This is a genomic window from Streptomyces cynarae (assembly GCF_025642135.1).
Lineage (GTDB): Bacteria > Actinomycetota > Actinomycetes > Streptomycetales > Streptomycetaceae > Streptomyces > Streptomyces cynarae.
This window is the reverse complement of sequence record NZ_CP106793.1, coordinates 5786260-5800312: the sequence shown is the minus strand read 5'-3', so window position 1 is coordinate 5800312 and position 14053 is coordinate 5786260. Positions and strand designations below refer to the sequence as shown.

Annotated in this window: 16 protein-coding genes; 8 read left to right on the top strand and 8 right to left on the bottom strand. The window is 69.9% G+C overall.

The window, feature by feature from the left end; all coding sequences use genetic code 11:
* Positions 1-187 precede the first annotated feature (187 nt).
* On the bottom strand, positions 188-1411 hold the full coding sequence (locus N8I84_RS26585) for an NAD(P)-dependent malic enzyme (protein ID WP_263232013.1): 1224 nt from the start codon (positions 1409-1411) through the stop codon (positions 188-190).
* Between the two features lie 538 nt (positions 1412-1949).
* Between N8I84_RS26585 and N8I84_RS26580 the strand changes: the two genes are divergently transcribed.
* The 3 genes from N8I84_RS26580 to N8I84_RS26570 are packed head-to-tail and all read left to right on the top strand — an operon-like array spanning position 1950 to position 4671.
* The gene (locus tag N8I84_RS26580) at positions 1950-2918 is read left to right on the top strand and encodes an ABC transporter substrate-binding protein (protein WP_263232012.1); all 969 of its coding nucleotides are present in this window, start codon (positions 1950-1952) and stop codon (positions 2916-2918) included.
* A gap of 29 nt (positions 2919-2947) precedes the next feature.
* Entirely contained in the window at positions 2948-3877 is a 930-nt protein-coding gene (locus N8I84_RS26575) for an amino acid ABC transporter permease (protein ID WP_263232011.1), read from the top strand.
* The gene (locus N8I84_RS26570; RefSeq protein ID WP_313884288.1) at positions 3874-4671 is read left to right on the top strand and encodes an amino acid ABC transporter ATP-binding protein; all 798 of its coding nucleotides are present in this window, start codon (positions 3874-3876) and stop codon (positions 4669-4671) included. The genes N8I84_RS26575 and N8I84_RS26570 overlap by 4 nt, the downstream gene beginning before the upstream one ends.
* A gap of 62 nt (positions 4672-4733) precedes the next feature.
* Here the strand turns inward: N8I84_RS26570 and N8I84_RS26565 are convergent, their stop codons facing one another.
* Complete coding sequence (locus tag N8I84_RS26565; RefSeq protein ID WP_263232010.1) at positions 4734-5090, bottom strand: hypothetical protein; 357 nt, start codon at positions 5088-5090, stop codon at positions 4734-4736.
* Between the two features lie 153 nt (positions 5091-5243).
* Positions 5244-6014 carry a class I SAM-dependent methyltransferase gene (locus N8I84_RS26560; protein WP_263232009.1) on the bottom strand — a complete coding sequence of 257 codons (771 nt, stop codon included), beginning with the start codon at positions 6012-6014 and terminating at the stop codon, positions 5244-5246.
* A 101-nt stretch (positions 6015-6115) separates the two neighbouring features.
* On the opposite strand from N8I84_RS26560, the gene N8I84_RS26555 reads away from it, so the two are divergent.
* Positions 6116-6745 carry a CGNR zinc finger domain-containing protein gene (locus N8I84_RS26555; RefSeq protein WP_263232008.1) on the top strand — a complete coding sequence of 210 codons (630 nt, stop codon included), beginning with the start codon at positions 6116-6118 and terminating at the stop codon, positions 6743-6745.
* On the opposite strand, the gene sodX is transcribed toward N8I84_RS26555, so the two are convergent.
* Positions 6649-7083, bottom strand: coding sequence for a nickel-type superoxide dismutase maturation protease (gene sodX / locus N8I84_RS26550; protein ID WP_263232007.1), 435 nt, complete (start codon positions 7081-7083; stop codon positions 6649-6651). The genes N8I84_RS26555 and sodX overlap by 97 nt on opposite strands.
* A 146-nt stretch (positions 7084-7229) precedes the next feature.
* On the opposite strand from sodX, the gene sodN reads away from it, so the two are divergent.
* From sodN to N8I84_RS26530, 4 genes are all read left to right on the top strand, one after another.
* A complete protein-coding gene (gene sodN / locus N8I84_RS26545) occupies positions 7230-7625 on the top strand; it encodes a superoxide dismutase, Ni (protein WP_103839348.1) in 396 nt (131 codons plus the stop codon).
* An 846-nt stretch (positions 7626-8471) separates the two neighbouring features.
* A complete protein-coding gene (locus tag N8I84_RS26540; RefSeq protein WP_263232006.1) occupies positions 8472-8903 on the top strand; it encodes a helix-turn-helix transcriptional regulator in 432 nt (143 codons plus the stop codon).
* 17 nt (positions 8904-8920) lie between these two features.
* Positions 8921-9337 (top strand): VOC family protein, encoded by a 417-nt coding sequence (locus tag N8I84_RS26535; RefSeq protein ID WP_263232005.1) that lies wholly within the window; start codon positions 8921-8923, stop codon positions 9335-9337.
* An 88-nt stretch (positions 9338-9425) separates the two neighbouring features.
* A complete protein-coding gene (locus N8I84_RS26530; protein WP_263232004.1) occupies positions 9426-10175 on the top strand; it encodes a VOC family protein in 750 nt (249 codons plus the stop codon).
* Here N8I84_RS26530 and N8I84_RS26525 read toward each other — a convergent pair.
* From N8I84_RS26525 to N8I84_RS26510, 4 genes are all read right to left on the bottom strand, one after another.
* Positions 10172-10372 (bottom strand): hypothetical protein, encoded by a 201-nt coding sequence (locus tag N8I84_RS26525; protein WP_263232003.1) that lies wholly within the window; start codon positions 10370-10372, stop codon positions 10172-10174. The two genes, N8I84_RS26530 and N8I84_RS26525, sit on opposite strands and share 4 nt — an antisense overlap.
* 69 nt (positions 10373-10441) lie before the next feature.
* Complete coding sequence (locus N8I84_RS26520) at positions 10442-11059, bottom strand: GNAT family N-acetyltransferase (protein ID WP_263232002.1); 618 nt, start codon at positions 11057-11059, stop codon at positions 10442-10444.
* 209 nt (positions 11060-11268) lie between these two features.
* On the bottom strand, positions 11269-12393 hold the full coding sequence (locus N8I84_RS26515) for a family 2 encapsulin nanocompartment cargo protein polyprenyl transferase (protein ID WP_263232001.1): 1125 nt from the start codon (positions 12391-12393) through the stop codon (positions 11269-11271).
* Positions 12394-12546: 153 nt separating this feature from the next.
* Positions 12547-13953, bottom strand: coding sequence for a family 2B encapsulin nanocompartment shell protein (locus N8I84_RS26510; protein WP_263232000.1), 1407 nt, complete (start codon positions 13951-13953; stop codon positions 12547-12549).
* Between the last annotated feature and the right edge of the window lie 100 nt (positions 13954-14053).

The window sequence follows — 14053 nt, the reverse complement described above, 5'->3', positions numbered from 1 at the left end:
CCTGGCGGAGGGAACCGAGACGGGCTGTGACGCGTGTCCCTGCTCCCTGCTTCCCTGCCGCCGCCGGAAGGCGCAGCCAACGCCCGGCCCACCCCCAACGCCGGGCGCCTTGCGACCGCCGAGCGGGAAGCCGCGCTTCATATCACGCTGGGCGGGCGGGAGAGGCCCCCGCCCGCCCGACGCACCGTTACCGCCGGGCCACGCCCTCCGCCCGAGCTGCCGCGGCCACCGCCGCCGTCACCGCAGGGGCGACCCGCTCGTCGAACGGCGAGGGAATCACGTAGTCGGCAGCGAGATCGTCCCCGACGACCCCCGCCAGCGCCTCCGCCGCCGCGATCTTCATCCCCTCCGTGATGCGGGACGCCCGCACCTGGAGGGCTCCGGCGAAGATGCCGGGGAACGCCAGCACGTTGTTGATCTGGTTCGGGAAGTCGGAGCGGCCCGTCGCCACCACGGACGCGTACTTGTGCGCGACGTCCGGATGCACCTCCGGGTTCGGGTTGGCCATCGCGAAGACGAAGGCACCCTCTGCCATCGACGCCACCGCCTTCTCCGGCACGGTGCCGCCGGAGACTCCGATGAAGACGTCGGCGCCCTCCAGGGCGTGCTCGAGAGATCCCGAAAGCCCCGCCTTGTTGGTGAACTCGGCGAGCTCCCGCTTGACCGGCGTCAGATCCTCCCGCTCCCGCGAGACGACTCCCTTGCGGTCGGCGACCGCGACGTCGCCGATCCCCGCCTCGATCAGCATCTTGGCGATGGCGAAGCCCGCCGCGCCGGCGCCGGAGATGACGGCCCGCAGATCGCCGAGCCCCTTCCCGGTCAGCCGCGCCGCGTTCCGCAGGGCGGCCAGCGTCACCACGGCGGTGCCGTGCTGGTCGTCGTGGAAGACCGGGATGTCCAGCCGTTCCTGGAGCCGGCGCTCGATCTCGAAGCACCGCGGCGCCGAGATGTCCTCCAGGTTGACGCCGCCGAAGGAGGGCGCGAGCCGGGCCACGGTGTCGATGATCTCGTCCACGTCCGTGCAGTCCAGCGCGATCGGCACCGCGTCCACGCCGCCGAACTGCTTGAACAGGATCGCCTTGCCCTCCATCACCGGGAGGGAGGCCTCGGGGCCGATGTCGCCGAGCCCCAGCACTGCCGTGCCGTCGGTCACCACGGCGACGACCGACGACTTCCATGTGTAGTCGTGGACCAGCTCCGGCTGCTCCGCGATGGCCGTGCACACCCGGGCGACGCCGGGCGTGTACGCCAGGGACAGGTCGTCCTTGTCACGGACCGGCACGGTGGCCTGCACGGCCATCTTGCCGCCGCGGTGCAGCGCGAACGCCGGATCGAAGGAATCGTGGGGCTCGACCCCGCCGTCCTGATCCGCATTGCTGGCGCTGCGCGAGTTGACGATCTCCGCTGCCACTGTCTTGTACCCCTTAGATCTGCATGGTTTGAGGGTGACCACTCCTGGTTGAGGGGTGGGCGGGCACCGCGTACGACCCACGTGACTGGTGCGTAAGGGCACATACGCGACGGGCGCGCCGCACACGCGCCCTGAGCCCCGGATGAGGGGTGTAATGCACCTTCTTACCGGACGGATGGTGCTCGGGACGAGTCCATAACGCGAAGGTCACACGCCGGTGAGATGACTCATGGCCGAAAATGTGGACAAGTCCGCCGCGTGCCCTCACACGATCACGCGGGCGGGCGTGAGACCGACCGCATGGTGAGATGCACCGAAGATCTTCCGGCCGGAAGGAAGGATTCCCGCACAAGGTGCGGCCGAAATCGGCCGTCCGAGGCGGTTCGGGGGTCACCCGTTATCCGATTTTGACATAGCGGGTCACCTGAATGCCGCAGTGCGACTGGCAAGATGCCTCAATCACGCGAGGTCGCGACACCCGAAGGTGTGTGTACTCGTCGACCCGTCGGCACCAACCCATTCCGCCGGAGGAACCACCATGACCGCACGCTCCACCCGTCGTACGACCGCCACGCGCTCCCGAATAGCCGCGGTCGGCGCCATCGCGGTCGCGGGCACCCTGGTGCTGGCCGGTTGTGGCGACCACACGGACAAGGGCAGCACCGACAACAGCGGCGGCGGTTCGTCCACGTCCTCGGCGCCGCTCGCCGGCAAGCTTCCCAAGGACATCCGTGACGCGGGCGTCATCAAGGTCGGCTCCGACATCTCGTACGCTCCGGTCGAGTTCATGCAGGGCGGCAAGGCCGTCGGCATCGACCCGGACATCGCGGACGCCCTCGGCAAGCAGCTGGGCGTGAAGTTCGACTTCCAGAACGGCAAGTTCAACCAGCTCATCCTGGGCCTGCAGGCCAAGCGGTTCAACGTGATCATGTCCGCGATGAACGACACCAAGGACCGCCAGAACGGCATCGACTCCGACACCGGCAAGAAGATCGGCAACGGCGTCGACTTCGTCGACTACTTCACCGCCGGTACCTCGATCCTCGTCCAGAAGGGCAACCCGAAGGGCGTCAAGTCGCTGGACGACCTGTGCGGCAAGGTGGTGGCCCTGCAGCAGGGCACCACGTCCGAGGGCGTCGCCAAGGCGCAGAACACGAAGTGCAAGAAGGACGGCAAGAAGCCCATCACGCTGCAGACCTTCGACACCGACCCCGAGGCTCTGCTCCGCCTCAAGCAGGGCGCGTCCGTCGCGGACCTCAACGACTTCCCGGTCGCGGCCTACAACGCCAAGACCTCGGGCGGCGGCAAGGACTTCGAGGTCGTCGGCGACCAGATCGAGGCGGGTCCGTACGGCATCGCGGTCAGCAAGGAGGACGCCCAGCTGCGCGACGCCCTCCAGGCGGCCGTGAGCGCGATCATCAAGAGCGGCGAGTACCAGAAGATCCTGCAGAAGTGGAACGTCACGGACGGCGCGGTGACCGACGCGAAGATCAACGGCGGCTCCTGAGCCTCACGCAACACTGAAGGGCAGTCACCGTGACTGACACTGTCGACAAGACTCCGGCGCCGACGGTGCCGCCGGAGCAGATCAAGGCCATACCGGTGCGCCACTACGGGCGCTGGGTGGCCGGCGTCCTGGTCGTCGCCGTGGTGGTGCTGGTCGGGATCGCGTTCTCCAACGCGAAGATCAACTACAGCGTGATCCCGGACTATCTCACGGACGGGACGATCCTTTCCGGAGCCTGGCACACGCTGTACATCTCCGTGCTCGCCATGGTGCTCGGCCTCGCCCTGGGCGTCGTCCTCGCGGTGATGCGGATGTCGTCGAACCCGGTCACCAGCACGGTGTCCTGGTTCTACATCTGGTTCTTCCGCGGCACCCCGGTCCTGGTCCAGCTGCTCCTCTGGTACAACATCGCACTCGTGTTCCCCATTCTGAACCTGGGGTTCTACAAGGACGAGATGAACCAGGTGATGACGCCGTTCCTGACGGCTCTCCTGGGCCTCGGCCTGAACGAGGCCGCGTACATGGCGGAGATCGTGCGCGCGGGCATCCAGTCGGTGGACGAGGGGCAGACGGAGGCGTCCCACGCGCTGGGCATGACCCAGGGTCAGACCCTGCGGCGCGTGATCCTCCCGCAGGCGATGCGGGTGATCGTCCCGCCGACGGGCAACGAGTTCATCAACATGCTGAAGACCTCGTCGCTGGCCTACGCGGTCCAGTTCAACGAGCTCATCAAGCGGTCCCAGGACATCTCCAGCACCTCGCTGGCGGTCGTGGAGATGTACTTCGTGGCGTCGATCTGGTACCTGATCCTGACCACGATCTTCAGCATCGTCCAGTACTACATCGAACGCCGTTACGCCCGCGGTTCGACGCGCAACCTGCCGCCGACCCCGCTGCAGCGGCTGAAGAGGAACCTCCGTCTGTTCGGTTCGTTCCGCCGCCCGGAGGTGGCCCGATGAGCAGTCTCGGCAAGGACGTCGCCAAGAGCGGCGGCGGCCCGATGGTCAAGGCAGAGGGCGTCCACAAGTCCTTCGGGCCGGCGCACATCCTCAAGGGCATCGACCTGGAGGTGAACCCACGGGAGGTGTTCTGCCTCATCGGCCCCTCCGGCTCGGGCAAGTCCACCTTCCTGCGGTGCATCAACCACCTGGAGAAGATCAGCGCCGGGCGACTCTACGTCGACGGGGACCTGGTCGGCTACCGGCAGAAGGGCGACAAGCTCTACGAGCTGAAGGAGAAGGAGGTCGCGGCGCAGCGACGGGACATCGGCATGGTGTTCCAGCGCTTCAACCTCTTCCCGCACATGACGGCGCTGGAGAACGTCATGGAGGCGCCGGTCCAGGTCAAGCGCGAGAGCAGGGCCGCCGCCCGGGAGCGGGCGCAGCGGCTCCTGGACCGGGTGGGTCTCGGTGACCGTACCGGCCACTACCCCGCCCAGCTCTCCGGCGGCCAGCAGCAGCGCGTCGCCATCGCCCGCGCGCTGGCGATGGAGCCCAAGCTGATGCTCTTCGATGAGCCGACCTCGGCCCTCGACCCGGAGCTGGTCGGCGAGGTCCTCGACGTCATGCGGGACCTCGCGGAGGACGGCATGACGATGATCGTCGTCACGCACGAGATGGGCTTCGCCCGGGAGGTCGGCGACTCGCTCGTCTTCATGGACGACGGTGTGGTGGTCGAGGCCGGCCACCCGCGTGAGGTCCTGACGAACCCCCAGCACGAGCGGACGAAGTCCTTCCTGTCGAAGGTCCTGTAGACGGCTCGCGACACACGACAGTGGCCCCCATGTCCGCGACATGGGGGCCACTTTTTGCGGGATCAGCCCACCCAGCGGTTGTTCCACTTACCGCCGTAGTAGACCTGCCATCCCTCGTCCACCATCTCGGAACCCCGGGCGCAGAAGTCGGTCCTGCTGGTTCCGTGGGTGACGGTGGGGCCGTAGTTGATCCCGGATCCGCCGAGGGCCGCGCACTTCGCCATCGCCCGGGTCGGCCGGTTGCAACGGTTGAGCGTCACATCGATCTGGTAGCCCTCCTGGCTTCCCGAATACACCTTCTTGCCGTACACGTCCTCAGCACACGGCGGGTCGGCAGATGCCGTGCCGGCGGTGAGCGGAACGATCGCGGCAGCCGCGAGAACAACGGGCGCCAAGGCGCCGAGCAACTTGCTGCGCACACTTCCCCCTTCGTCAGGTGCGCTCCCTGGTGGTCAGCCAGGCGCGTGAGGACGCACCAGCGCACACAAACTTTCGAATTGACAGGGGCACGCTATCGGTGTCGGCGACGACGATCAAGGGAATTGCGCGGCACAGCAGGCAGGCATTCGGCCCTACTTGAGGGCCAGCAGCAGCGTGTCCGAGGGGGAGCACCACACCGGGCGGGCCTCGGCGAAGCCCTTGTCGCGCAGTACGCGCGCGTGCCAGGCGGCGGAGGGCATGTCGCCGTCGGCGTGGGCGCCGTAGATCTCGAAGCGGCGGGCGGTCGGCGCGGTGAGGACGGGGTCCTTGGCGGCCAGCGCCCACCACTCGGCCCAGTCGAGGGCGCCGTCGCGCATGGCCTGATCCATGCGGGCGTGCCGCTGGGCGCTTTCGGCCGCGTTGATCCGGGGCGTGGTGTCGTCGATCATGTGGTCGGCGTTCATGAAGACGCCGCCGTAGCGGACGAGTTCCGCGATCCGACCATAGAGGGCCTCGAGGGGCTCGTCGCGCAGCCAGTGGAGGGCCGTGGCGGTGAGGACGGCGTCGTACGCGTCGTACGGCAGGCGCGCCGGCCAGTCGGGGTCCTTGAGGTCCGCCTCGACGAACGTGACGCGGTCGTCGCCCTCGAACGTGCCGCGCGCGATCGTGAGCAGGGCCGGGTCGAGGTCGACGCCGGTGCTGGTGGCGTTCGGGAAGCGGGCGATGAGCCGGGCGGTGATGCTGCCGGTGCCGCACGCGAGGTCGAGCACGCGGGGTTCGGTGCCCACGAACGCCTCGACCATGTCGAGCATGATCCGGAAGCGCTCCTCGCGGTCGGGCATGTACCACTCCTGCTGGCGGTCCCAGCTCTTCTGCCAGGCCTGCCAGTCGGTGCCCGTCGTGGATCCGGTCGTCGTGTCCATCGGAAGCCCCCTTCTTCACGGAACTGCGTAATACCCTGGACGCAGGGTCATCTGTTACGCATCGCACCCACGACGATAGAGCGCCTTCGTAAGGACTACAAGTGGAACTGGCCTATTACTCGGACTATGCCGTACGTCTCGTGAACAGCGAGGAACCGGCCCGGAGCAAGGACGCGCTGACCTCGGTGGAGGCCGTCCGCGACCTCTTCGGGGGCAACCAGTCGGCGGCCCGCCGTGCCACCGACGCCGATGTGACCCGCTTCCGCTCGGTCCGGGCCCGGCTGCGCTCGGTCTTCGAGGCGGCGGACCAGGGTGACGAGACGCTCGCCGTGGACCTGCTGAACTCCCTTCTCCTCGAGTTCCCGGTGAGCCCGCAGATCTCCGGGCACGACCACCGGGACGACGACGGCCGCCCTCTGTGGCACATGCACCTCGCGGACCACCCGTCGAACGCGACCGCCGGCTACGCGGCCATCGCCGCGATGGGGCTCGCCTTCCACCTCACCGAGTACGGCGTGGACCGTCTGGGCCTGTGCGAGGCGGCTCCCTGCCGCAACGCCTACCTCGACACCTCGACGAACCGCTCCCGTCGCTACTGCTCGGACCGCTGCGCGACGCGCGCGAACGTGGCCGCCTACCGGGCCCGCAAGCGCCTGGAGGCGGACCGGTCGGAGAGCACGGGCCGGGCGGCGGAGAGCACCCAGCGCAGCAGCGCGAAGGCCGAGCGCTGACCGTCCCTGAGCGGGCGGTAGCGGAACCACACCTTCCCAAGGACCAGTTCCTCGGGGACGGTGCCGTAGTCGGTGCTGTCCCCACCCGCGTACGGATTGTCGCCGAGCACCCACCAGCCGCCCTCGCGCAACTCCACGGCCCGCTTGACCACCAGCAGGTCCTGCTGGAAGGGGTGACGCAGCACGATGACGTCACCGGGCCGCACCCGGGCCCCGTACTGCAGGAGCAGCCGGTCCCCGTGCTGGAGCGTGGGCACCATGGACGGCCCCGTGACCTCCGCCACCCCCAGCGGCAGCAACGCCCTCGTGCGCTCGGTCTCCTGTGACAGCTCCGGCATCATCCGGCACCTCCCCGGTCCGTTCCTCCACCAGTCCCAGTCTCACCCTGGACTTTTGGCGTAAGCCCCTGGGGGCACTCGCCAAAACCGGTCCCCTACGGAGTAATGTCCCACCTGAGATGACGATCACGAGGAAGGACAGCTTCATGCTCTCCCGCCTGTTTGCCCCGAAGGTCAAGGTCAGCGCCCACTGCGACCTCCCCTGTGGTGTCTACGACCCGGCCCAGGCCCGCATCGAGGCGGAGTCGGTGAAGGCCATCCAGGAGAAGATGGCCGCCAACGACGACCCGCACTTCCAGGCGCGCGCCACCACCATCAAGGAGCAGCGTGCCGAGCTCGCCAAGCACCACGTGTCGGTGCTGTGGAGCGACTACTTCAAGGCCCCGCACTTCGAGAAGTACCCGGAGCTGCACCAGCTGGTCAACGACACCCTGAAGGCCCTCTCGGCCGCCAAGGGCTCGACGGACCCGGCGACGGGCCAGAAGGCGCTGGACTACATCGCCCAGATCGACAAGATCTTCTGGGAGACCAAGAAGGCCTGATCTTGAATCATGCCTTCTGACCTGCGATTACGTTGGTTGCAGTGTCTCCCTGTCCGCACCCGGACCGCAGGCCGCCGAGCACGGCGTCCATGACGGCCCGGGTGCGGTCTTCTTCTCCCGGCCACGGATGGGCGTAGATCCGCAGCGTGATGGCGGCGGACGCGCGGGCAGTTCCAGTCCGTCTTCCAGCGGCGGTGGTTGAGGGGCGAGGTGCGTCAAGAGGCGCCCCTGACGGCCTCGATCGACCGGGACGGCGCGCCGGACTTGGCGGTCTTCGGCAGACCCGTCTTCCCAGCCACGGCCCACACCGAGCCGAACTGAGAGCAGCGACAAGGACGTTCAGGCACGCCCGCCGCTCGGCGTACCCGGCCTCGAGCAGCAGGCCGCAGGCAGCCGCACCCACCCTCCGCCGCCTGTAGGCCGGCTACCAGCGGGCCCGCCCGGCCAGTCCTGGCGGAACTCACCCGACGCGCCCCGCGCGCCACCGCCGTGCCCCGCTTCGAGCAGGACCTGCGCGCGGCCCTCCCCGACAGCGCCGACCCATCCTCGCTGATCCAAATGGAGGCCCGTGGCCGACTGACTGCCAGGACCCACCGGGTTGAGGACCCACCGGGTTGAGGACCCACCGGGTTGAGGACCCACCGGGTTGAGGCGGCCGCAGGCCCTGACCGGGCCGCCTCAGTCCGCACACAGTCCGCTCGTCCCCGTCCGGGAGCAGGAGTGCGATGTCCAGTCGTCACCCGAGTAGGTCAGAGGCGCCTCGTGGATCTTGTGGCTTCCTTTGCCGGGGCACGGGGGCCGCTCCTGCCAGGGTCCACTGTCAGTGGTCCGTGCGATGCTGACGGCGTGGATGTGGAGGACCTGGTCCGGCTGCGGCGGGCGCGCGACCGGATGGACCGTGAGTACGCCGAGCCGCTGGACATGCCGGCGCTGGCGCGCACCGCGCTGATGTCGCCGGGGCACTTCCAGCGCAGCTTCCGCGAGGCCTACGGGGAGACGCCGTACAGCTACCTCATGACCCGCCGCATCGAGCGGGCCAAGGCGCTGCTGCGACGCGGCGACCTGACCGTGACGGAGGTCTGCATCGCCGTGGGCTGCACCTCGCTGGGGTCCTTCAGCTCACGCTTCACCGAACTGGTCGGCGAGACCCCGAGCGCCTACCGGGCGCGGTCGCACGAGCAGGGGGCCGCGATACCGCCGTGCGTGGCGAAGGGACTGACGCGCCCGCGCCGAGGGCGGCCGGGCGACACGCGGACAGATCCGCGTGAGCAGCTATAGCGCTCTAGCCTGGCCTCATGGACGTGAAACTCTCCCAGTGCTTCATCGCCGTCGACGACCACGACAAGGCGCTCGCCTTCTATCGGGACGTCCTCGGCCTGGAGGTGCGCAACGACGTCGGTTTCGAGGGCATGCGCTGGGTGACGGTCGGCTCCCCGCTCCAGCCGGACGTGGAGATCGTCCTGGAGCCTCCGGCGGCGAACCCGGACGCCTCCCCCGCCGACCGCCGCGCGATGGCGGAACTGCTCGCCAAGGGTCTTCTGCGCGGTGTCATCTTCTCCACCGATGACTGCGACGCCCTCTTCGCCCGCGTCCAGGCGTCCGGAGCGGAGGTCCTCCAGGAGCCCATGGACCAGCCGTACGGCGTGCGGGACTGCGCCTTCCGCGACCCGGCGGGCAACCTGCTGCGCTTCAACGAGCGCCGCGGCGCCTGACCCACGGGAAACGCGTTTGCGTGACCGGACGGCGCGGGGAGACGGTACGAGCCCGTGAACCGTCTGCCAGGGAGACCGCGTGCCCCTCATGAGCGAACCGATCCGCTGGACGTACGTCTTCGTCGACCGGCCCGCCGAGCAGTTCGGCCGGGCCTGCGACTTCTGGACCGCCGTCACCGGCACCAAGTCGTCCGAACCGCGGGGCGACGACGGTGAGTTCGTCACGCTGGTGCCCGAGGCGGGCGACGCCTGTGTGAAGGCCCAGGCGGTACGAGCGGGCGGCGGCGCCCATCTCGATCTCGCCGTCGAGAACGTGCCCGCGCTCGTCGCGGCGGCGCGACGGCTGGGCGCGGACCTCGTCTCCGACCATCCCGGCTGGGCGGTCCTCCGCTCCCCCGGCGGCGTGCTGTTCTGCGCGGTGCCCTGGCACGGCGAGTCGGCGCGACCGCAGGCCGTCGAGGGCCCCGGCGGCGCGGCGACGCGCCTCGACCAGGTGTGCCTCGACCTCGCCCCGGCCGTGTTCGACGCGGAGGTCGCCTTCTGGAGCGGGCTCACCGACTGGGAGTCCTCCCCCGGCTCGCTCCCGGAGTTCCACGTGGTCAGGCCACCCGCCGGCCTCCCCGTTCGTATCCTGCTGCAACGCCTCGGCGCCGACCGCCCCGCCGCGGCCCACCTGGACCTCGCGTGCGCCGACATCCAGGCGACCCGTTCCTGGCACGAGCGGCTCGGCGCCACACACGTCGCCGACGGCACCCACTGGACCGTGATGAGCGACCCGGCGGGCGGCACCTACTGCCTGACGGGCCGCGACCCCTGGACGGGCGGCCTGCCGGGCTAACGGTCTCTCCGGTTACGTTCGCCGTGCCGTTTCGGCTGCGTCTCCTCGGGTTCCCGGGACGCATACGCCGGGCACTGCGGGTTCCGGCAGGGGCCGGGGCGCCATACGGGCACGACGGCGCCCAGCGTCTTGTGGCGCCGTACGACGGCGGCGACGGGCTGCCCGCAGGACGGGCAGACGGGGTCCTGACTGCCCATGCCTCCAGCCTAGGCCGGGTCCGGGGGCGTGCGCCCGCCGTCGACCGCGTCGCCGGATTCAGCGGTCTTTCAGCGCGGCTCGCGCCACATCGGCCACATCCGCAGGCCGTCCGGGAGGTCCAGGGTACGTCCGGTGAGGGCGAAGCCGAGGCGTTCGTAAAGCCGGGTGCTGCGGGCGCTGCTCGCCTCCAGATAGGCGGGCCGGCCCTCGCTGTCGCAACGGTCGAGGACGTGCTGGATGAGCGCGGTGCCCAGGCCCTGGCCCTGGTGTCCGGGGGCCACGCCGATCATCCACAGGTATTCGTGGGCGCGGTCCGCGGGGTGCGCCTCGGCCATCAGCCGGGCAATCCGCTCCACGCGCTCGTTCTCCGGGTCGACGGCCTCGCGCAACCTTGCCCCGTCGTCCCCCTCGGTCTCCGCCCCGGCCTTGCCCCCGTCCGCCGAGTGGTCACCCGCGGGTATGGACAGCCACAGCGCGCACGCCGTGCCGTCCTCGGTCACGTCGATGCGTCCCTCGGCGAGCACGACGTCGGTGAACGCGGCCATCAGCCGGTGGTGCGTCCTGCGACGGTACTCCTCGCCGGGGAAGACCCAGCTGCTGACCGGGTCGTTCTGGAACGCATCGTCCAGCAGACGGACGACCAGCTCCCGGTCGCCTCGGTCAGCCGCCCGAATGGCCACGCCCATCAGCCCACCCCTTCACGTCAACTCGCCCTGTCCGTACGGCGGTTGCAGCCTAACCGGAACTCGATCGGCCGGGGCGACGCGGGTGGGTAGGGGCGGGCCCCCGCACATCGTGGGGAGGTGCGGAGGCCGCCCCGGGCCGGAGCCTCCGGGACCGCGCAGGGTCAGGAGCCGCGCGGGCCCGGGTCTCCGGGGTCCAGCGGTGGTGCCTGTCAGGTGCTGCGCCGGGTGACGAACTCGGCCAGCGCCAGCAGATCACCCGCCGCGTCCGGGTCCGGAACCGCGCGGGACAGCTCCTGCATCGCCCGGCCCATCCGGTCGGCCGCCTGCGACTGCGCCCAGTCACGACCGCCCGCCCGCTCGACGGCGAGCACGGTGCGTTCCAACTCCCCTTCCCTGTACGGCCCCTCGTACAGCTCCGCGAGGTCGGTCGCCGCCGGTGTACCGGAGGCGAGCGCGGCGACCACGGGCAGCGACTTCTTGCGGGCCATGAGGTCCGCGCCGGCCGGCTTGCCGGTGCGGCTGGGGTCGCCCCAGATGCCGATCACGTCGTCGATGAGCTGGAAGGCGAGCCCCGCCTCACGGCCGAACGCGTCCAGCGCCTCCACGTCCGCCGTGTCCGCTCCCGCGTACAGCGCGCCGAGCGCACAGGCACAGCCGAGCAGGGCGCCCGTCTTCGCCTCCGCCATGGCGAGCACCTCCGCGAGGGTGACCTCGTGGGGGCCGCACCGCTCCATGGCCGTGTCCGCGTGCTGCCCGGCGCACAGCTCGACGACGCAGTCCGCGAGCCGGGCGGCGGCCGCGCCCGACGCCGGGTGCGGGTCCTCGGCGAGCAGCCGCAGGGCCAGCGCCTGCAGGGCGTCTCCCGCGAGGATCGCGTCGGCGTCACCGAACACGGTCCACGCGGTGGGGCGGTGCCTGCGGGTGGTGTCCCGGTCCATCACATCGTCGTGCAGCAGCGTGAAGTTGTGGACGAGTTCCACCGCGGCGGCGGCCCCTACGGCGGCCGACTCCTGCCCGCCCAGTGCCCGGACGGCGGTCAGCACGAGCGCGGGCCGTATCGCCTTGCCCGCATTGCCGGTCGCCGGGGTGCCGTCCGCGTGCTCCCAGCCGAAGTGGTAGCGCGCGATCCGGCGCATCGAGCCGGGCAGCGAGTCGACGGCCCGGCGCAGCTCGGGGTCGACCGTGGCGCGGGCACGCTCCAGGATCGCCGCGGCCTCGTGTCCGTCGGGTGGTGCCGGCCGGCCAGGGAGCGGGTCACGCCGCCTCGGGATACCGGCCGGGCCGCGCCGCGCGAGGGCCGGGCCCCGCTTCGGCTCCGTCATGAACTCACTCATGGAACCGCCTCGTAAGTCTGCGGAGGGTGACGCTTCCGCTGCCGCTGGGCACATACCCGGAGGATCTACCCACGGTGACGGGTGGAACACCGAGTGCCGTTTCTGGGCCGCGCTTGAACGCTCCCCCACAGGCGGGCGAGCCGAGGAAGAGCATCACCTCCAGCGGCCGATCTCGACGTTCTCCAGGACCCCCAGCGCGTCCGGGACCAGGACGGCGGCCGAGTAGTACGCCGTCACGAGATAGCTGATGATCGCCTGCTCGTTGATGCCCATGAACCGCACCGACAGGCTCGGTTCGATCTCGTCGGGGATACCGGACTGACGGAGTCCGATGACGCCCTGGTCCTCCTCCCCGGTACGCATGGCGATGATCGAGGTCGTGCGGGCCTCGGTGACCGGGATCTTGTTGCACGGGTAGATCGGCACCCCGCGCCAGGTGGGGATGCGGTTGCCCCCGATGTCGATGGTCTCCGGGACGAGTCCGCGCTTGTTGAGTTCGCGGCCGAACGCGGAGATCGCACGTGGATGGGCGAGGAACAGCTTGGTGCCGCGCCGCCTGCTGAGCAGCTCGTCCATGTCGTCGGGGCTCGGCACGCCGTCGTGCGGCTGCAGCCGCTGGTCGTACTCGCAGTTGCTGAGGAGCCCGAAGTCGGGGTTGTTGATGAGCTCGTGCTCCTGGCGCTCCTTGAGTGCCTCGACCGTCAGCCGGAGCTGGTGCTCGGTCTGGTTCATCGGCTGGTTGTAGAGGTCGGCCACGCGCGTGTGGATGCGCAGGACTGTCTGGGCGATGCTCAGCTCGTACTCGCGGGGCGATGCCTCGTAGTCGACGAAGGTGTGCGGGATCTCCGGCTCACCGGTGTGGCCGGCGGCGAGGTCGATCGCCTTCTCGCCGTACTTGTTGGTGCTCTGGGCGGGGATCGAGCGCTGCCGGTGGAGGTGGTCGCGCAGCGACTGGGCCCGCTCCGCGATCTGGTCGACGTCCCGGCGGGGCAGGGCGAGCACCGTGCAGGTGGTGACCGCGCGGGCCGTGTACTCCCAGATGGCGTCCGGGTCGAGCAGCGCCTGGTCGCCGAAGTAGGCGCCGTCGGCGAGGACGCCGAGCACCGCGTCGTCCCCGTAGGGACCCGTGCCGATCTTCTCCACCTTGCCGTGCGCGAGCAGGAAAACCTCGTCGGCCTGACTGCCGAACTCGGCGAGCACGTCCCCCGGTGCGAACCTGCGCTGCTGGCAGCGCTGGGCGAGTTCGCCGAGCACGTCCAGGTCGTCGTACGCCCGCAGGGCGGGCAGCTCGCCCAGCTCCGCGGGAATGACCGCGACCTGGTCACCGGTCTTCACGAAGGTCACACGGCCGTCGCCCACCGCGTAGGTCAGGCGGCGGTTGACCCGGTACGTGCCACCCTGCACGTTCACCCACGGCAGCGTGCGCAGCAGCCACCGTGAGCTGATCTCCTGCATCTGGGGTGCGGACTTGGTGGTGGTGGCCAGGTTCCGCGCCGCCGCGGTGCCGAGGCTCTGCTGCGGCCTGTTCTCCTCGGCGCGGACCTCTTCGCCTACCGACATTGGTAATGCCCCTCCCGGTCATGCATCCGATCTGCGAGGGCAAGCCTTCCATCACGCAACGTGGTCGCACCATTACACGAAAGAGCGGGAATGGATCACT

What these genes read in the sequence shown, in the direction of transcription:
- N8I84_RS26580 (WP_263232012.1), top strand. Translation starts at nt 1,950, where the DNA reads ATGACCGCACGCTCCACCCGTCGTACGACCGCCACGCGCTCCCGAATA.
- N8I84_RS26530 (WP_263232004.1), top strand. Translation starts at nt 9,426, where the DNA reads ATGAGCGAACCGATCCGCTGGACGTACGTCTTCGTCGACCGGCCCGCC.
- N8I84_RS26520 (WP_263232002.1), bottom strand. Translation starts at nt 11,059, where the DNA reads ATGGGCGTGGCCATTCGGGCGGCTGACCGAGGCGACCGGGAGCTGGTC.
- sodX (WP_263232007.1), bottom strand. Translation starts at nt 7,083, where the DNA reads ATGCCGGAGCTGTCACAGGAGACCGAGCGCACGAGGGCGTTGCTGCCG.
- N8I84_RS26570 (WP_313884288.1), top strand. Translation starts at nt 3,874, where the DNA reads ATGAGCAGTCTCGGCAAGGACGTCGCCAAGAGCGGCGGCGGCCCGATG.
- N8I84_RS26560 (WP_263232009.1), bottom strand. Translation starts at nt 6,014, where the DNA reads ATGGACACGACGACCGGATCCACGACGGGCACCGACTGGCAGGCCTGG.
- N8I84_RS26510 (WP_263232000.1), bottom strand. Translation starts at nt 13,953, where the DNA reads ATGTCGGTAGGCGAAGAGGTCCGCGCCGAGGAGAACAGGCCGCAGCAG.
- sodN (WP_103839348.1), top strand. Translation starts at nt 7,230, where the DNA reads ATGCTCTCCCGCCTGTTTGCCCCGAAGGTCAAGGTCAGCGCCCACTGC.
- N8I84_RS26515 (WP_263232001.1), bottom strand. Translation starts at nt 12,393, where the DNA reads ATGAGTGAGTTCATGACGGAGCCGAAGCGGGGCCCGGCCCTCGCGCGG.
- N8I84_RS26525 (WP_263232003.1), bottom strand. Translation starts at nt 10,372, where the DNA reads ATGGGCAGTCAGGACCCCGTCTGCCCGTCCTGCGGGCAGCCCGTCGCC.
- N8I84_RS26535 (WP_263232005.1), top strand. Translation starts at nt 8,921, where the DNA reads ATGGACGTGAAACTCTCCCAGTGCTTCATCGCCGTCGACGACCACGAC.